Origin of the sequence: Gordonia oryzae (assembly GCF_003797185.1) — a bacterium.
Lineage (GTDB): Bacteria > Actinomycetota > Actinomycetes > Mycobacteriales > Mycobacteriaceae > Gordonia > Gordonia oryzae.
Window position 1 is genome coordinate 71,821 of the sequence record NZ_RKMH01000015.1, and the last position, 17,046, is coordinate 88,866.

The 17,046-nt window shown below is 66.1% G+C and carries 19 protein-coding genes; 13 read left to right on the forward strand and 6 right to left on the reverse strand.

The features are described 5' to 3' along the window. Positions 1-144: 144 nt before the first annotated feature. The 3 genes from groL (at position 145) to EF294_RS21555 (ending at position 2,737) form a co-directional block, all read left to right on the forward strand. Complete coding sequence (gene groL, locus EF294_RS17770) at positions 145-1,770, forward strand: chaperonin GroEL (protein ID WP_123932291.1); 1,626 nt, start codon at positions 145-147, stop codon at positions 1,768-1,770. 171 nt (positions 1,771-1,941) lie between these two features. After that, positions 1,942-2,598 carry a DsbA family oxidoreductase gene (locus EF294_RS17775; RefSeq protein WP_425459450.1) on the forward strand — a complete coding sequence of 219 codons (657 nt, stop codon included), beginning with the start codon at positions 1,942-1,944 and terminating at the stop codon, positions 2,596-2,598. Beyond that, entirely contained in the window at positions 2,591-2,737 is a 147-nt protein-coding gene (locus EF294_RS21555; RefSeq protein ID WP_185091143.1) for a hypothetical protein, read from the forward strand. The genes EF294_RS17775 and EF294_RS21555 overlap by 8 nt, the downstream gene beginning before the upstream one ends. On the opposite strand, the gene EF294_RS17780 is transcribed toward EF294_RS21555, so the two are convergent. Both EF294_RS17780 and EF294_RS17785 read right to left on the reverse strand, forming a co-directional pair. Continuing rightward, positions 2,738-3,583 carry an SDR family oxidoreductase gene (locus EF294_RS17780; protein WP_123932293.1) on the reverse strand — a complete coding sequence of 282 codons (846 nt, stop codon included), beginning with the start codon at positions 3,581-3,583 and terminating at the stop codon, positions 2,738-2,740. Between the two features lie 201 nt (positions 3,584-3,784). Continuing rightward, complete coding sequence (locus tag EF294_RS17785) at positions 3,785-4,654, reverse strand: TetR-type transcription factor C-terminal domain-containing protein (RefSeq protein WP_123932294.1); 870 nt, start codon at positions 4,652-4,654, stop codon at positions 3,785-3,787. A gap of 290 nt (positions 4,655-4,944) precedes the next feature. On the opposite strand from EF294_RS17785, the gene EF294_RS22600 reads away from it, so the two are divergent. From EF294_RS22600 to EF294_RS17795, 3 genes are all read left to right on the forward strand, one after another. Continuing rightward, positions 4,945-5,298 (forward strand): hypothetical protein, encoded by a 354-nt coding sequence (locus EF294_RS22600; RefSeq protein WP_342774363.1) that lies wholly within the window; start codon positions 4,945-4,947, stop codon positions 5,296-5,298. Positions 5,299-5,406: 108 nt separating this feature from the next. Then, a complete protein-coding gene (locus tag EF294_RS22605) occupies positions 5,407-5,553 on the forward strand; it encodes a hypothetical protein (protein ID WP_342774364.1) in 147 nt (48 codons plus the stop codon). A gap of 11 nt (positions 5,554-5,564) precedes the next feature. Further along, positions 5,565-7,112, forward strand: coding sequence for a DUF1266 domain-containing protein (locus EF294_RS17795; protein WP_123932295.1), 1,548 nt, complete (start codon positions 5,565-5,567; stop codon positions 7,110-7,112). On the opposite strand, the gene EF294_RS22610 is transcribed toward EF294_RS17795, so the two are convergent. Further along, complete coding sequence (locus tag EF294_RS22610) at positions 7,066-7,323, reverse strand: hypothetical protein (protein WP_123932296.1); 258 nt, start codon at positions 7,321-7,323, stop codon at positions 7,066-7,068. The genes EF294_RS17795 and EF294_RS22610 overlap by 47 nt on opposite strands. 15 nt (positions 7,324-7,338) lie before the next feature. Between EF294_RS22610 and EF294_RS17805 the strand changes: the two genes are divergently transcribed. From EF294_RS17805 to EF294_RS17835, 7 genes are all read left to right on the forward strand, one after another. Continuing rightward, the gene (locus tag EF294_RS17805) at positions 7,339-7,941 is read left to right on the forward strand and encodes a TetR/AcrR family transcriptional regulator (RefSeq protein WP_123932297.1); all 603 of its coding nucleotides are present in this window, start codon (positions 7,339-7,341) and stop codon (positions 7,939-7,941) included. Between the two features lie 127 nt (positions 7,942-8,068). Next, positions 8,069-8,746 carry a DUF4166 domain-containing protein gene (locus EF294_RS17810; protein ID WP_123932298.1) on the forward strand — a complete coding sequence of 226 codons (678 nt, stop codon included), beginning with the start codon at positions 8,069-8,071 and terminating at the stop codon, positions 8,744-8,746. Between the two features lie 77 nt (positions 8,747-8,823). Next, entirely contained in the window at positions 8,824-9,264 is a 441-nt protein-coding gene (locus EF294_RS17815) for an SRPBCC family protein (RefSeq protein ID WP_123932299.1), read from the forward strand. Positions 9,265-9,490: 226 nt separating this feature from the next. Beyond that, positions 9,491-10,003, forward strand: a complete 513-nt coding sequence (locus EF294_RS17820) for a DUF6764 family protein (RefSeq protein WP_123932300.1) — start codon at positions 9,491-9,493, stop codon at positions 10,001-10,003. 119 nt (positions 10,004-10,122) lie between these two features. After that, positions 10,123-11,070: a polyphosphate kinase 2 gene (gene ppk2 / locus EF294_RS17825; RefSeq protein ID WP_123932301.1), complete on the forward strand. Its 948-nt coding sequence runs from the start codon at positions 10,123-10,125 to the stop codon at positions 11,068-11,070. Positions 11,071-11,118: 48 nt separating this feature from the next. Continuing rightward, positions 11,119-11,925 carry a hypothetical protein gene (locus EF294_RS17830; RefSeq protein WP_246007935.1) on the forward strand — a complete coding sequence of 269 codons (807 nt, stop codon included), beginning with the start codon at positions 11,119-11,121 and terminating at the stop codon, positions 11,923-11,925. Between the two features lie 64 nt (positions 11,926-11,989). Further along, positions 11,990-12,697 carry a rhomboid-like protein gene (locus EF294_RS17835; RefSeq protein WP_123932303.1) on the forward strand — a complete coding sequence of 236 codons (708 nt, stop codon included), beginning with the start codon at positions 11,990-11,992 and terminating at the stop codon, positions 12,695-12,697. A 654-nt stretch (positions 12,698-13,351) separates the two neighbouring features. Here EF294_RS17835 and EF294_RS17845 read toward each other — a convergent pair. From EF294_RS17845 to EF294_RS17850, 3 genes are all read right to left on the reverse strand, one after another. Continuing rightward, a complete protein-coding gene (locus tag EF294_RS17845; RefSeq protein WP_123932304.1) occupies positions 13,352-14,080 on the reverse strand; it encodes a TerD family protein in 729 nt (242 codons plus the stop codon). A gap of 117 nt (positions 14,081-14,197) precedes the next feature. Then, on the reverse strand, positions 14,198-14,392 hold the full coding sequence (locus EF294_RS21260; RefSeq protein ID WP_148083266.1) for a hypothetical protein: 195 nt from the start codon (positions 14,390-14,392) through the stop codon (positions 14,198-14,200). Positions 14,393-14,640: 248 nt separating this feature from the next. Further along, positions 14,641-16,692 carry a prolyl oligopeptidase family serine peptidase gene (locus EF294_RS17850; protein WP_123932305.1) on the reverse strand — a complete coding sequence of 684 codons (2,052 nt, stop codon included), beginning with the start codon at positions 16,690-16,692 and terminating at the stop codon, positions 14,641-14,643. Between the last annotated feature and the right edge of the window lie 354 nt (positions 16,693-17,046).

Sequence of the window (17,046 nt, forward strand, 5' to 3'; positions counted from 1 at the left end):
TAAAACGGACGTTGGCACTCACGGATCGCGAGTGCCAGGTCGGGACGGTGAGATCGGCACATGACACGCCGGTCGTCCGTCGCGGGCACCGAGTTCCGGCCATACGAAACCTAGTGTCACCCCCTATCGGAGGATCACTTACCCATGGCCAAGCAAATCGCGTTCGACGAAGAGGCCCGCCGCGGCCTCGAGCGGGGCCTCAACAGCCTCGCCGACGCTGTCAAGGTGACGTTGGGCCCCAAGGGTCGCAACGTCGTCCTGGAGAAGAAGTGGGGCGCCCCCACCATCACCAACGACGGCGTCTCCATCGCCAAGGAAATCGAGCTCGAGGACCCGTACGAGAAGATCGGCGCGGAGCTCGTCAAGGAAGTTGCCAAGAAGACCGACGACGTCGCTGGCGACGGAACCACCACTGCCACCGTTCTGGCCCAGGCTCTCGTGCGTGAAGGTCTGCGCAACGTCGCCGCCGGCGCCAACCCGCTCGGCCTCAAGCGCGGCATCGAGAAGGCCGTCGAGGCTGTCACCGAGTCGCTGCTCAAGAGCGCCAAGGAGGTCGAGACCAAGGAGCAGATCGCTCAGACGGCCGGCATCTCCGCGGGCGACCCGTCCATCGGCGAGCTCATCGCCGAGGCGATGGACAAGGTCGGCAAGGAAGGTGTCATCACCGTCGAGGAGTCCAACACCTTCGGGCTGCAGCTGGAGCTCACCGAGGGCATGCGCTTCGACAAGGGCTACATCTCGGGTTACTTCGTGACCGACGCCGATCGTCAGGAAGCGGTCCTCGAGGATCCCTACATCCTGCTCGTCTCGGGCAAGGTCTCGACCGTCAAGGATCTGCTGCCGCTGCTGGAGAAGGTCATCCAGGCCGGCAAGCCGCTGCTGATCATCGCCGAGGACGTCGAGGGCGAAGCCCTCTCGACCCTGGTGGTCAACAAGATCCGTGGCACCTTCAAGTCCGTCGCCGTCAAGGCTCCGGGCTTCGGTGACCGTCGCAAGGCCATGCTGGCCGACATCGCCATCCTCACCGGTGGCGAGGTCATCAGCGAAGAGGTCGGCCTGTCCCTCGAGGGTGCGGGCATCGAGCTGCTGGGCACCGCTCGCAAGGTCGTGGTGACCAAGGACGAGACCACCATCGTCGACGGTGCCGGCGAGGCCGACGCGATCGCCGGTCGCGTGGCGCAGATCCGCAGCGAGATCGAGAACAGCGACTCGGACTACGACCGTGAGAAGCTGCAGGAGCGCCTGGCCAAGCTGGCCGGCGGTGTTGCGGTCATCAAGGCCGGCGCGGCCACCGAGGTCGAGCTCAAGGAGCGCAAGCACCGCATCGAGGACGCAGTCCGCAACGCAAAGGCTGCCGTCGAAGAGGGCATCGTCGCCGGTGGTGGCGTGGCCCTGCTGCAGTCCGAGCCCGTCATCGACGGACTCTCGCTGGAGGGCGACGAGGCAACCGGTGCCAACATCGTCAAGGTTGCGCTCTCGGCTCCGGCCAAGCAGATCGCCTTCAACGCCGGCCTCGAGCCGGGCGTCGTCGCCGACAAGATCCTCAACTCGCCGAAGGGCACCGGCCTCAACGCCGGTACCGGCATCTACGAGGACCTGCTCGCCGCTGGCATCAACGACCCCGTGAAGGTCACCCGCTCGGCGCTGCAGAACGCAGCCTCGATCGCGGCGCTGTTCCTCACCACCGAGGCCGTCGTGGCCGACAAGCCGGAGAAGAACCCGGCCCCGGCAATGCCAGGTGGCGACGAGATGGGCGGCATGGGCTTCTGAGCCCGGTCTCCCTCTGACGTTCGACAGTACGAAGGCCGGTCACCCGTACAGGGTGGCCGGCCTTCGGCGTTGTGGGCAGATTCCGCCGAACGTCGCGCCAGCAGCCGACCGTCTGCGGCAGTTTCACGTGCGGCCCGGAATACGCTCCCGATGATGACGGTTGAACCGCTCGTGAGTTCAACGATCCCCGTCGACGTGTGGTCCGACATTGCCTGCCCGTGGTGCTATATCGGGAAGCGGAAGTTCGAGGCCGGTCTTTCCGAATCGGGCCTCGCCGATCGGGTCACCGTCACCTATCACAGCTTCGAGCTGGCTCCCGACACCCCGGTAGACTTCGACGGCACCGAGGTCGATTTCCTGGTCGGCCACAAGGGTATTGCCCGCGATCACGTCGCGCAGATGCTCGCGCATGTCACTGCGATCGCCGCCGATGAGGGATTGACCTACGACTTCGACGCGTTGCAGCACACCAATACGGTCAAGGCGCACGAGCTACTGCACTTCGCGAAGGCCCACGGGCGCCAGCTCGACATGGTGGAGCGGTTATTTCGCGCGTACTTCACCGAGGGTCGGCATGTGGGACGGGCTACCGACCTCGCCGATCTCGCCGGCGAGATCGGACTCGCCCGTGACGACGCGCTACAGGCTTTGACTGACGGCACCTTCGCCGGCTCCGTGGCCGCCGATATCGCGCAGGCCCGCGCGTACGGGATCAGTGGCGTCCCGTTCTTCGTGATCGACGGACGGTACGGGCTCTCGGGTGCACAGGCGCCCGAGACCTTCGCCGATGCGTTGCGCACGGTTGCGCGGGAGCACGCTGATGCCTGAGGAGGAGCGGATCGGCGAAGGCGTCTGGTCGCCCACTGAGGCCGACACCGGCTCCCCAACAACGGTGTTGGCGATGCTCGGTGATGCCGGAGCGGTGTGCGTAGACGGCGTCTGCGCCATGCCGCAGAGCCCTAGCTGATCACCTGCGAGTCGTCCAAAAATCGAGCTCCAGCTCGTCGTCGCTGTCCACCGACCGGTACTTTGCGAAGTCGGTCACCCCATTGGCTGAGAGCACCTCGTCGTCGATGTAGCACTGGCCGGTGGCCGCGGCCGGGTCCTTCGACAGGATGGCGTAGGCGGCGTCGGACATGATCTCGGTGCTGCGGCTGCGGGCGATCAGTTTCTCGCTCAGGATGTTCCGCACGGCAGCGGTGTTGATGGTGGTGCGCGGCCACAGGCAGTTCGACGCGATGCCGTCGGCGGCCAGTTCTCGTGACAGGCCCAGGGCGACGATCGTCATGGAGAACTTCGACACGGTGTAGGCGGTGCCGATCTCGTCGAACCAGTGCGGCTCCAGAGAGATCGGCGGCGACAGGGTCAGCACATGGGCGTGGTCAGACTTGCGCAGATAAGGGATTGCGCTGCGGGACAAGGAGAATGCGCCACGCGCGTTGATGTCCTGCATGAGATCGTAACGCTTCATGTCGATCTCGGCGGTGGCGGTGAGGTTCAGTGCGCTCGCGTTGTTGATGACGATGTCGATTCCGCCGAAGCGTTCGGCGGTCGCGGTGACGGCATCGGCGACCTGCTCGTCGTCACGGATGTCGCCGACGATCGGCAGTGCTTGTCCCCCGGCCTCTTCGATGGCCTGCGCCGCGGTGTAGATGGTGCCGGGAAGCTTCGGATGCGGATCGGCGGTCTTGGCAAGCAGGGTGATGTTGGCGCCCGCGCGGGCCAGCCGGACCGCGATGGCCTCACCGATTCCTCGGCTGCCGCCGGAGATGATGGCGGTGCGTCCTTGCAGCGTCTTCTCGGATGCGGTCACGGGTGGGTCCTCTCGGTGGGAGTGCTCGATGCCCAAGCAAGGCTGAGCGAACGATCGGTCACGTTAAGGGTGCCTGCTGGTCTCGCACCTGTCAATACTGTGATCAGACAGTGGAACCGGCGACCATCACGTCGGGGTGGGAGGTGCAGACCGTCTTGCGCTGTTCGGCATATCCGAACATTTGGGGTGTATCTAGCTGAACTACGGGCGTGCACCGACGAGATTGAGGGCATACCGGGTGTAGAGCGCGGCGATCCGCTCGGGGGTGTCGGGGCCGCTGGGGTCGTACCAGTCGGCGACGCCGATACACAGTCCGACGACCGCGCGGGAGGCATCACGGGGGCGCGGCGCTCCGAACCGGCCCTGCGCGGCGGCGCGATCGACCTCCGTGTCGAACATGCGTTGCAGCGCGATGCGCCGATCAGCGATCCGACGCCGGTTGGGCTCGATGAGGCTGCGCATTTCGGTGGCGCCGAGAAACGACAATCGTCGACGGTAACTGTGATACAGGACAAGGCTTTCCACCATCAGGGTGAAGGCGCGCACGGGGTCGCCGCCCGCGTCGTCCCGCGCTCCGTTCGCGCGATCGAGTAACTCGGTCATCGTCTGGTCGAACAGATCGACGAGCATGGCCTGCTTACTCTCGTGATGGTGGTACAGCGACGCCACTGACAGGCCTGCGGCGTCGGCGATGTCGCGGATGGAGCACCCGTGATATCCCTTGGCCACAATGCAACTCAGTGCCGCGTCGAGAACCGGGTCGGCGACTTCGGCTCCGCCGAAGTCGCGCCACGCCCGTGAGGTGCCCGCCTCGTCGTCGGTGTTCCCCGGCTCGTCGAAGCCGGGTGGGGGGCCGTCATCGAGCAGTGTTGAGGGGTGGATGCCCAGCGCCGCGGCGATGGTCTCGAGTCGTTCGACACTGATGCCTGTCCGCTCGTTCTCGGTGGCGCTCAGCGTCGCAGGGCTGATCCCGATCTGACGGGAGAACTCACGAAGGGACACCCCACTCTTCATGCGTGCGCGGCGGATCCGGGCGCCGGGGTGACGTCCGGAGGGGGAGTTCTCGACCACGGCGTTCAGGATATCCGAACGAGAGGTGAAATTGCCCGATGCGACCGACCTCCGGGTGGGCGCCTGTTGGGGATTCTCGTGCGATGGCCTCGCCGCCGGGTGCTTCCAGTTCCGTCCAGACCCCGCCAATCCGTGCGAGCTCGGCGGATGGACGACCGCCGACAATCGGACGATCCGGTCGGGACAGCTACACCGGTCAACGGACTTCTCCGCGATGGCCACCGCCGACCTGCCGCACCTCGAGGTGCTGGCCCGCGCACGATCTGCGGTCGGCCGCCGAGCGCAAGGCGTTGCCCGATCCCCACCTCGACGACGTCACAGACGACATCCACCTCGACGTGCTGGGCGACTCGGTCATGGCGATCCCGGCCCACATCGGGGCCCTCACATCGGATCCGAAGACGGTGGCAATGGTCGGTAAGGGACTGTCCGGCGGCAAGGCCCGGCACCTGATCTCGGACACCTACGATGACCTGGCGCCGCTGCCCAGCGCGCGCTCGTCCGATCGGTCCCTCTGTCGTCCGCTCCTCGGCGGGCATCGAGCGCCCGCCCTGTTTCGCTGCACCACCGGCAAGGGCTGGACCGGCGGGTCGGCGGCATCCTCTTGCCTTGATGGCCGTGGTGAAAGGCGTTGTCCACCATGACTATCTGCTCACCACCGGCGCCTCGTCCCGGCCTGTCGATCGGTGTTCGACGACTTTGCCGCAGCCCGGTGGCTATCCCGACCTCCTGGTTGCTTCCGGTACCCGGGTGTGGATGCCGGCTACTTCGACGCGGCCTTCACCGAGGTGGACGTGGCGAACGCCGGGATCGAGGGGTATTTCAGCCGCGGCCTCGAGATCGGCGTCGAGGACCAACGGCGGCTTCGGGAGGTCCTTCCTGAACTGGCCTTGCGGTAGCGTCCTTGCTCATGACGACTCTGTCCGTGGGCGACGACCTCGTCGGCTACCGGATCGTGCGGAGGCTGGGTTCCGGTGCCCTCGGCGAGCGGTATCTGGCCGATCATCCGAGGCTGCCCCGACGCGATGTCCTGACGCTACCGCACTCCGCGGTCGGTGACGATGCCGACGCCCGCGCCCGATTCGCTCGTGCGGTCGACATCGCCTCGTCGCTGCTGCATCCGCATATCGTCCCGGTACACGACCGGGGTGGCAGTGGCAACGGTGGTGGTGACAGCGGCAGTGACGGGGTTCTGTGGGTGTCGACGTCCTACATCGACGGCAGTGATGCCGGGGCCCTCCTCGCCCAATCCGGGACGCCGCTGCCGCCGCATGCGGTCGTCGATATCGTCGCGGCGGTCTCCGACGCCCTCGATCATGCGCATGCGCAGGGCCTCGTACACTCCGACCTGCGGGCCGGCGAGATCCTGCTCGACGCGCAACGCCACCCATACCTGACGGGGTTCGTTCTCGCCGGGTCGGCCCAACCTGCCGACGATCAGGCGCAACTCGCCCGCACCGCGATCGACATGCTGGGGAGCGCGGTCGGGCCGCAGGTTGCGGAGGTGATCAACCGTGCGCGCGCGATCGACCCGGAGCAGCGCTACCGGTCATGTCGTGACTTCGCCGCCGCGCTGCGAGCGGCATTCGGTGGTGCCGAGAACTCTGTGGTGAGCTCGCCAACCGTGGTCACGGCGACCAGCTCACCGACGGCTGTCCCCGCGCCGCCCAGAGCGGTCGCGACGCCACCGACGATGATGGCCGCGCCGCCCACCATGATGGCGTCGCCGACGCCGGCCACCGGTGGCCCGATCCGATGGAGCGGCCACCCCGGAACCCTCGAGCAGCTCCGCGGGCTGGCGTGTGGCGCATTCTTCGCCGTCACCACGTCGACGGATCCCGTCGACCACCTGACGATGGCGGAGAGCGATCGTTCGATCCGCAAGATCATCCGTCGGGCGTGGGCGATCACCGACACCGCGTCAGTCGTCGACACCACCGAACTACTGGCCCTCGGACTGGTCACCGCCGACTACGACGCCGTTCTCGCGGGACTGGCGCACACGCAGCCGGGATCGCCGCGGTCGGCGATGCGGCTCGACCCGGCTGCTGCCGACGCGATCGGCGCCGCCGGTGGTGGCGACGCCGCCAGAGTGCGCACCGTCGCGCAGGCCATCGCGCTCTCGCGAACCCTGCCGCAGCAGGTGCCGGTCAGCACCGCGGCGTGGGAACTCGGGCAGGCTGTTGAACTGGTGCGGATGTGTCATCGCGTGGGACTGGTCGAGGAGACCTGGGCATGGGCGGCGATCATCGATCTGGGCCGGCGCGCGCAGCAACGCTACGCCGACTGGACGGCGTTTGCGCTCGGCTTCGAGTGGGGTCGGGCGCTGGCGTCGGCCGAGGATGCCCGTGACCCCGCTGCCGCGGCCGACGAGTCCTGTGCGCGCACGCGTCCGGTGCTGACTATGCTGCTCACCGATCCGAGCAGCCCGTGGATGCGGATACCGCTGCAGCAGTAGGCATTCCGGCAATCCCAAGAGATCGGCGGTGCCGGAACGCGATGCGCGTCGTCGTGCCGTGCGTGACGAGCGTCCCGTCGGCGGCGAACACCATGCCCTTTGCGGTCGCCTGGCGGTCGCCGATGTCGATGTGGTGGTTGACGATGGGTTCGTTGACGTCGTCGTGATTATGTATGGTTGCATAGACGGGGCGGATGATGAAGGTCGACATAGGAGTTGAGGTCCGATGGCTGACGAGGCCGCCGACATCGTGACGACCAAGACCGGCTCGCGCGGACCGCGCGAGCGCATGGTGGTGCACGCCGCCGATCTCCTCGGTAGGGATGGTGTGGCAGCTACGTCGATCGGTGATGTGATTGCGGCCAGCTCAGCCCCGCGTGGCTCGATCTACCACCACTTCCCGGGTGGCAAGACGCAGTTGATGACCGAAGCCGTGCGCTACGCGGGCGACTTCATCGCCACCCGAATAGGCGCTCAGCATCCCGGCTCACCCGCCGAAGCCATCACCGCGATCGGCGATGTGTGGCGTCGGATGCTGGTCGCCACCGACTTCCAGTTCGGCTGCCCGGTACTCGCCGGCGGTCTCGCCCGACGTTCGGAGCCATCCGTCGCCGATGAGGCCGACGAGATCTTCGGCAACTGGTTACGGCTGATCGCAGCCCGGTTGATCTCCGAGGGCGTTGCCCCCGAGCGCGCGGATTCTCTGGCCAACCTGGTTGTCGCCGCCATCGAGGGGGCCGTCGGGCTGTGTCAGACGCAGCGCAGCGTGGCGCCACTCGATCAGGTCATCGGTGAGCTCGCACGCCTCTGCGACGCCGCCGCACACTGAACCCCTACCGTGGGGCACTGATTCGCGCGGGCCCCGACCACCTCGGGCTCCCGATGTGAACGACGACATAGTAGGTTTTTCGTTCAAACGTGTCGTGGGATACACATTTGCGGGAGGTGGTGGGGGGATGACTCCGGTGTACCGAGATGTCCTCGGCTCCGACTTCGACCGACTGCACCCCAATATCGCGTGGCGCTACAGCATCGACTCCACCTCGAACGTCGCCCAGATCGGGACCGGCATCCTCGAGTCGGTGTACATCACCCCGGCGCTGCCGCCACCGTTTTTCTGGTACTACGGCAAACGAAACGCGCTGCCGTCGAAGACCAGCCGGATGGTGCCGTTCAGCCAAGGGCATTACTGCTACACCGACGAATTGGGTCGAGAGAATCTGGCCGTGTTGCGCAGCTTCGACTACTCCTCGGGGACCCGCAAACTGAATTCGCTGCTCGTAGCCGGACGCGCCGGCCTCGTCGACTACTTCGGGGATGGACCCGAACTGCTCTACCCGATCGAGCCGTCGGTGACCGATGCCGGTGAACTGCTGCTGGAGAGCGGACCGATGCGCTGGCTGGGCCGCGGGCCCAAGGTCGGGATGAAGGGCCTGTTCGGCGCTCAGATGAAGTACATCGAGGGGTGGGATGAGGAACGTCAGCGGTTCCGGTGTGACGCCACCGTCCGCAACCCGGTGATCGGGGAGATCCTGCACTTCCGTGGCTGGTTCACCGCCACCGACATCGCCTGTAGCGTGCGCGACATTCCCGACGAGGCGTGGCCGCTGAACCTCGTCGACCGAGAGGTCTGAAGGATCCGGCGCCGGATTGAGCCCGCTCCGTCGAGGTTCTCCTGCCGCGGCACTGCACCGCGCGGTAGATTCTGCGCATGGCTGTGTCTGCGAGAACCGAGTTCGATGTCGCCGCACCCCCGTCGGTCGTGATGGAGGTGCTGATGGATGTGGAATCGCTACCGGAATGGTCTGGCCCTCACAAGTCGGCCACCATTGTGTCCGAACACGACGACGGCACGCCCGATCAGGTCACCATGACCGTCGCGGCCGTGGGCGTCAACGACGACCAGACCGTCTCGTACGCGTGGACCGAGAACACCTGCTCCTGGAGTCTCATCGAGTCCAAGATGCTGGCCGAGCAACAGGGCAAGTACACGGTGACGCCGTCGGGGGACGGTTCGCATGTCGAGTTCGAGCTCGAAATCGACCTCAAGGTGAAGCTGCCCGGCATGCTCGTCAAACGTGGTCAGAAGACGGCTGTGGAGACTGCCAAGAAAGGTCTCACCGCAGAGTCGGAGCGCCGCGCACAAGCCTGAAGTCATACGTCACAACACAACGGGGCCTGCCGATTTCGATCATCAGGCCCCGTTGGTGTCCGGGTGGTTCGGTGCCGGTCGGCCCGTCGGTGGCCAGAGATGCCGTTGCGCGACCGAGTCCGGCGGTGTCGGCGACGGGAGTACGCTGTGCTCAGTCCGACCATCTGATCCGCACTTCCGCTATCGCCAGATGGCCGTCCCAATACGGCGAGGAGGCCGATTCGCGTTGCGTTCTCATAGGTTTGCGGCACGAGCCCTGATTGTCGCCGTCGGCGGCGCGGGAGCGATCTGGGGTCTCGGCCTCGGTGGCGGTGGCGCCCAGGCGGTCATCTGCAATGCGACGAATGGCCATGAGGTGCAACAGATTCGGGGCACCAGCGGGTGCGGCGCGCGCGCCGGTGTGGGCAGCAGCGCCAGCGCGCAGGAGACCGGCGGGGGTACGGCGGTGGCTGTGTCCGACCGCGGCGGCAACGCCAACGCGATCAACCAGGCGCCCGGTTCGTCGGCGCTGGCCGGAGCCACCACCAACGGCACCTCCTACTCCATCACGACCGGCCCCAAGGCGCTCGCGGTCGCCCAGGCCCGCGTCGGCGGATACTCCGTCGCCATCGGCGGCTGGGGCGGCCAGGCCTACTCTGGTCAGCCCGGCGTCGCCTGCTCGGGCGGTTTCGCCGCGGCCGCCGACACCACCAGCGGCAAGGCGTGCCTCAAGTACGGCTCGATCGACCTGCACAACTGATTTCGCGGGTTCGACTCCTCAGGTCTGTTCAGGTCCGTCTGATTTCGCAGATGATCTGGAGGTCTCTTCGTTCACCTCTTCGACACGCGACGTTCGTGACCGCCGAATATCGTTGATCCGTGACCGAGTTACACGACCTGGAGACCCTGGGCCCCGACTTCAGCAAGCTCAACGGGCGCGAAGCGCTGCAGAGCCTCGTCGATCTGCACGACACCACCCAGTTCGAGGTGAATGACGACGACGACGACGATCCGGTGCTGCTGACGCTGCCCGAGCGCAACGTCGTCGACACCTGGCGTGAGGATTACCCGTACGAGGAGCGGATGAGTCGCCGCGAGTACGAGGTGACCAAGCGCAGGCTGCAGATCGAACTGCTGAAATTGCAGAAATGGTCCAAGCAGACCGGCCAGCGTCACCTGCTGGTGTTCGAGGGCCGCGACGCCGCGGGTAAGGGCGGGACGATCAAGCGGTTCAACGAGCATCTCAATCCCCGCGGCGCCCGGGTCGTCGCGCTGGAGAAGCCCTCGGAACGGGAGTCCACCGAGTGGTACTTCCAGCGGTACGTGCAGCATCTGCCTGCGGGCGGTGAGATGGTCTTCTTCGACCGCTCCTGGTACAACCGGGCCGGCGTCGAGCGGGTGATGGGTTTCTGCACCCCCGAGCAGTACGACCAGTTCATGGATCAGGTCCCGGCGTTCGAGAAGATGCTCGTCGACGACGGCGTCAATCTGGTGAAGTTCTGGTTCTCGGTCAGTCCGCTCGAACAGCGCACCCGCTTCGCGATCCGGCAGATCGACCCGGTCCGCCAGTGGAAGCTGTCCCCGATGGACCTGGCGTCGCTCGACAAGTGGGACGCCTACGGTGCGGCCAAGGAGGCGATGTTCGCCAAGACCGACACCGACATCGCGCCCTGGACGGTAGTCAAGAGCAACGACAAGAAGCGCGCGCGGATCAACGCGATGCGTCATGTGCTCAGTCTGTTCGACTACAAGGGCAAGAACGACGAGCTCGTGGGCACCCCCGATCCGTTGATCGTCGGTCGGGCCAGGCTCATCGCCGACGAGTGAATCCTGACGGGTGAGGGATCGGCAGTTTGGGCAGGTACCCTCGTGCCGGTGCGAACGTTTCTCAGTGCGCTGCTGACCCTTGTCGCGATGGTGGCCATCGTTGTCGCTCTGCCGTCGATGTGGGCCTCCGAGCGGGTGATCGATGCCGACGGTTTCGTCGACGTGGCTGCGCCGCTTGCGCACGACCCACAGGTGCAGGCGTTCATCGCCGATGAGATCACCGACCAGGTGTCCTCCCGGGTCAACGTGCCCGGAGCGTCGACGCTGATCGAACCCTTCGCGAAGCGTTACACGCAGGGACCGGACTTCCCCGCCGACTTCGCAGATCTCGTCCGACAGCAGCATTCCTGGCTCTTCGATCCCGCTCCCTTGCGCAACTCCCAGGAGATGCAACTCGACATCACCGCGATGGTGAACCGGGCGCTCAAGAGCGCCAACCTGCCGTTCGTGACGTCGGTACCGGGCACGATCGAGGTGCCGATGGCCGAGGGTAGCGGGCTCGATGCCGGTCGGTATCACACAGTCGGACAACAGATCACGACGATCGGATACGTAGCGACCGCGATTGCGGTGATCGCCGCCCTGCTCGCCCTGCTCATCGCCCGACGACGCGGTACGGTGCTGATCGCACTCGGTCTGGGTGGGTTACTGGCGGCCTTGCTGAGCTGGCTGGCGGCATTGAACGCGACGACCCTGGTCCACCGCCAGTTCGTCAATCACTCCACCGGCAACGCATTGACCCGAGCGGCCACCGATGCGTTGGCCAACGACCTCACCTGGTGGGCGACGATCGGTGCGATCGCCGGGGCGATTGGGATCGTGCTGGGCATCGTGGTGCGGCTCATCGCGCGTTGAATGTTGTCCCGGTCCCCGGCGCGAGCGTCGCTCGACCGGCACACTGATTACCGGGGCCTGACGAGTGGGAGACCAGGTGGACCGACCAACGAGCGCCGGAGTGTGGATCTGGGATCGAATCCGCTCGGCTCCCGTGACCTGTGTGTGGCTCGTGATTCTGCTGTTGACGACCATCCTGCAGCACTCGATGTCGCCGGAGCGTCTCAACCACGTGCTCGGTCATCAGTCGACCAACATCGTCAATCTGCAGAAGGATCCGTTTCATGTTCTCCTCGCGAGCTTGTTCTGGCTCGACGGTTTGTACTGGTTTCCGTATCTGATCCTGTTCTGCATCTTCCTGATCCCGGCCGAACGGTGGCTCGGCACCACACGTTTCGTCGTGGTCGGTTTCAGCGCGCACGTCGGCGCCACATATGTCAGCGAGGGATTGCTCCGGCGTGCCATTGTCTCCGGTGATGCGAGTGCCGACCTCATCGGCATCCACGACGTCGGCGTCAGCTACTTTCTGGCGGCGGTCGCGGCAGTGCTGGCTTATCGCATCGCCCGCCCGTGGCGGTGGGTGTACATCGCCGGTTGTGCGGTGATCTATCTCGTCCCGCTACTCACTCACATCACCGTGACCAACGTCGGGCACGCATGCTCGGCGCTGATCGGATTCGCCTGGTATCCACTCACCCGCGGCCTCGCCGGGCAGCAGTGGGACCCGATGGTCGCCGTCCGGGCGATTCGGCGGTATCTCGGTTCCCGGTGCCGGTCACACTGTAACGAGTAGCCAATGAAGCTCCGGGGCGTAGACGTCACCGGGGTCCGCCGAGGTAGTTCACGACGCGGGTCGCGGCGCGCGCACCCTGTGCCCGATAGGTCGCCGCGGCGCGTGCGAGGTCATCGACGGGCGTCACCGACACCGGCGAGTCGTTCGAGTCGCAACAAGTCAGCCGCAACCGTGCGGTCGGGGTGGGGAGGTGGGGCCGGCGAGGCCGCGTCGAAGGCGCGCCGGGAACCAGGGGGCGGACCGCGGGGGAATGGCCCGGCCGGAACAGTGCCGTCCGTGGCATGTACGACAAGGTGAGATGGGCCCGGGCCGCGCAGGAGGGTGCCCGAAGGCATCGGCAATCGTCGTGCCGACTGCGGTGAGCTTGTTGTCGATCCGCATCGTCGGGTACCCGGTCTCCGAGCCCAGCAGATCGCCGAACGCGAACTCGGCTCCCACCCTGTCGCTGTTTCGGCGGATGAAATTGCGGTGATTGGGCATCGTCTGATCGATCATGATCACCGGGGATGTCCAGCTCTGGCGCAGAGATCCCGGTGAACTCGGTCGCGGGCACCGAGCGGGCCGCGCGGATCGCATCGAGCAGCGCGTGCCCGCCGAAGCGGGGCAGCAGTGACGAAGCGAGCTGTGTGTCAGGTGATGCGGGTACGGCAAGCGCTACTTGCGGCCGGCCTTCCAATTCAGTCCCCAGCCGTAGGCCTCGTCGACCTTGGACTGGGAGCCACGGATGTAGCGCACCTCGCGATTGACGACGAGCTCACCTCCGCGATTCTCCAGCAGCGCTATCGCGCACGAAATGGCGCCCTGATCGGCCTCGTCGAGGCGCACCTCGATCTGCGGTCCGTTCGCCGGGAACAAGGTCACCACACCGTTGGCGCTCGCCCAGTTGGGGGTGCCCTCGTAGATGTAGGCGAAGATCAGTACGCGACGGATCCGGTTGGAAGCCGACAGGTCGATGTACATGTTCTCGCCGCCGGTGTTCGATCCGGAGCGGTCGTCGCCGTCGAGCCAGATGATCGGCCGCCCCTGGTACGGCGCCTGGAACGAGTTGCCAAGAGCCTGCACGATTCCCTTGCTGCCGTCGGTGAACTCCCACAGGCATGCGAGGTCCAGGTCGACGCCGGTGGCGCGCTTGAACAGTCCGCCCCGGGAGCCGGTGGTCCAGTTGAGGTTTACCCGGACCTGACCGGTCGCCGAACCCTGCTTGGTCAGCGACACGCTCGGCGCGGACTTGGTGAGTGTCACCTTCGACAACGAGACCGGCGGATGAGGAGCAGGCTGGTTCGGGTAACCCTGCGGCGGTTGCTGATATGGCTGTGTCGGTGGGACCGGTTGCGGTTGGGGGGACGGAGGCGTCTTCGGTCGCTTGGTGTAGTCGATTCCCATGGAAGGTGATTCCCCTCTGAAGAATGTAGTTCGTATCAGGTGGCTCGGGATCAGGCGATTTCTGAATCGGGTGGTGCGGGTCGCTGATGTCCGTTTCGATGGATTCAGCCTAGCGAATCACGGGCGTGGGTCGGCGTTCGTCGCCGGCACGAGTGCGCGCGCCCGGAGACCGACAGCGGTCGTGACGGTCAGCGTGTCGCCGCCGTCGCGCCGGCACGCCGACACCGCGATGTGTCCGGGACCTGCGATGGAACTGGGGATCGTGCGCCCGCCGGCGATCCCGTAGCGGGTGTTGGTGACCCACTCGCGCACGCCGCCGGGTCGGACGGCGTCTGCGGAGGTGTATCCGCCCGAATGACGACGAGGGCTTCGGCGACACCCTCGGAGTGCACGCCCGCATGGGATGCGGTGACCTCGTAGGTGAGCAATGAGGTTGGGGGTGCCGTGTCATCGTCGGAGTGCGGTTTCCGAGGTGCCGCCGACCACCTGCCTGCCGCCGTTGCGTCGGCGCGGGCCGGCGGGTTGTTCACGTGCGCGGTGGCGCGTCTACGGCTGACAGCTCATCGGTGGGACGATCCGATGGTGCGCCACAGAAATTCGTACGCCAGTGCCGACTTGAAGGCCGCTTGTTTGTTGTCGGCGGCGCCGCCGTGCCCACCCTCGATGTTCTCGTAGTAACGGACGCTGTGACCGTACTCCTCCAGTCGTGCAACGAGTTTGCGGGCATGTCCAGGATGGACGCGGTCGTCGCGGGTAGAGGTGGTGACCAGAATCGGTGGGTAGGTCTTCTCGCGTGTGAGGTTCTGATAGGGCGAGTACTCGCCGATGTAGGCCCACTCGTCGGGGTCGTCAGGATTGCCGTACTCGGCCATCCAGGATGCGCCCGCGAGCAGCAGGTGATAGCGGCGCATGTCGATCAGGGGGACCTGACACACCAATGCGCCGAACAACTCCGGGTATCGGGTGAGCATGACACCCATGAGCAGGCCGCCGTTGGAACCGCCCTGCGCGCCGAGTTGGGCCGGGGTCGTCAGTCCACGCGCGACGAGGTCCTTGGCGACACTGGAGAAGTCCTCGTACACCAGGTGACGACCGGCCTTCTGGGCTTGGGTGTGCCACGTCGGGCCGTATTCGCCGCCGCCACGGACGTTGGCGATGACATAGGTGCCGCCGCGTTCGATCCAGTTGCGTCCGGAGAGCGCCAGATAGCCCGGCGTCAGCGAATTCTCGAAGCCGCCGTAGCCGTAGAGCAGTGTGGGGCCACTGGTCACGTCCCGGCGCCGGATGACGAAGTACGGGATCGGGGTGCCGTCGTCGGACGGGGTGAAGAACTGTTCGGCCTCCACCGATTCCGCGTCGAAGAACTGCGGGGTCTGTTTGATCACGGTGACCTCGGTGCCGCTGTCGCCGTGCAGCAGGCTCGGTGGCGCGGTGAATGACGTCGCCGACCAGAACACCTCGTCAGTGTCGTCGGGATCGGTGTCAAGGATCGAGACGGTCGCGATCTCGGGGAGCCCGGGTTGTTCCACCACCTTCCAGTCGCCAAGGGTGCGCACGGTTACCTCGGTGTGCACGTTGTGCAGTGTGAGCACTATCAGGTGTGAGCGCGTGAACGAGAACGATTGCAGGCTGGTGTGCGCGTCCGGGGTGAACAGCACCGTGTGATCGCGCTCCCCGGCGAGGTAGGACGGGTAGTCGAAGACGAGCAGAGTGCCTGCGGGGTGCGCGGTTCCCCCGACTGTCCATTCCGAACGAGGACGGACGAACATCCAATCGTGGCGCACGCTGACATGGGCATCGGTCGGCACGTCGAGCAGGATCTCCTCGATGCCGCGGAGCTCGTAGGTGAGCTCATTGAAGAAATCCGTTGCGCGCGAGACAAAATGGCGCTCGAATCCGGGTGTGTGGTCGTAGCTGGCATGCACCGCCACGTCGTCTACGGAGCCGGCGAACACCGTCGGCGCCGCAGCGACCGGCGTGCCGCGCGTCCACCGTTTGATGACGCGCGGATATCCCGAGGTGGTCAGTGATCCGTCGCCGTCGGGTTGTACCCCGAAATCGGTGCCGACATAGACGGTGTCGCGGTCGATCCAGGAGATTGACGACTTCGCCTCGGGGAGCGTGAAGCCGTCGTCGAGCCAGCTGCGGGTTGCCACGTCGAATTCCCGGACGACCGCGGCGTCGGCACCGCCGCGCGACATCGAGATCAGAGCGCGATCGTAGTCGGGCCGGTTCATGGTCGCCGATTTCCACACCCAGTTCTCGTCCTCGTCCGCGGCGAGGGCGTCGACGTCGATCAGGACGTCCCAGTCCGGGGAATCGGTGAGGTATTGCTCGAGCGTGGTCCGCCGCCAGAGGCCGCGGGGGTGCCCCGCGTCCCGCCAGAAGTTGTAGAGGTACTCGCCCCGGCGACGCACGTAGGGGATACGTTCGTCGGTGTCGAGGATCTCCAGGGCCTGCGCTTCGAGCTGGGCGAACCGGTGCGAGTCGGTGAGTTCAGCGAGGGTGGGCGCGTTGCGGTCACGTACCCATGTGAGCGCATCGTCGCCGGTGACGTCCTCGAGCCACAGATGCGGGTCGTCGACGGAGGTGGTGGTGTTGCTGTCGGTCACCTCGCCAACCTACCCGGCCGCAGCCGGCGCGTCCCACGTCGCATGAGCGCTCACGCATTGACCGCGAACTGCACGATTCGGTCCGTCTCGTCCGCTGATGTCGGGCGCCTCCCGGCTTGATCGCCGAGGTGTCCGGCAATCGGGATGCTCGGCACTACCTGGCCGTTGGTCGAGGTGCCGAGAATTGCCACCGGCGAGCCTTGAGACCTGTTGAGCCGAAGGATGTCGGGACGACAGCGGTTCGAAATCAGCCCTGCAGCAGGTGGTCCCGACGCTCGCCGCAAGCGGCTGGCCCCCTCAACCAGCGTGGGGCTCTCTCATCGGAGGCGTTCCCGGCGATGCTGCGTGCAGGGG

Bases quoted from the DNA above. Each gene is read 5' to 3' on its own strand.
- EF294_RS17845 (WP_123932304.1), bottom strand. From the start codon at position 14,080: ATGGGAATCGACTACACCAAGCGACCGAAGACGCCTCCGTCCCCCCAA.
- groL (WP_123932291.1), top strand. From the start codon at position 145: ATGGCCAAGCAAATCGCGTTCGACGAAGAGGCCCGCCGCGGCCTCGAG.
- EF294_RS22610 (WP_123932296.1), bottom strand. From the start codon at position 7,323: ATGTCGACCTTCATCATCCGCCCCGTCTATGCAACCATACATAATCAC.
- EF294_RS21555 (WP_185091143.1), top strand. From the start codon at position 2,591: ATGCCTGAGGAGGAGCGGATCGGCGAAGGCGTCTGGTCGCCCACTGAG.
- EF294_RS17795 (WP_123932295.1), top strand. From the start codon at position 5,565: ATGACGACTCTGTCCGTGGGCGACGACCTCGTCGGCTACCGGATCGTG.
- EF294_RS17805 (WP_123932297.1), top strand. From the start codon at position 7,339: ATGGCTGACGAGGCCGCCGACATCGTGACGACCAAGACCGGCTCGCGC.
- EF294_RS17810 (WP_123932298.1), top strand. From the start codon at position 8,069: ATGACTCCGGTGTACCGAGATGTCCTCGGCTCCGACTTCGACCGACTG.
- EF294_RS17815 (WP_123932299.1), top strand. From the start codon at position 8,824: ATGGCTGTGTCTGCGAGAACCGAGTTCGATGTCGCCGCACCCCCGTCG.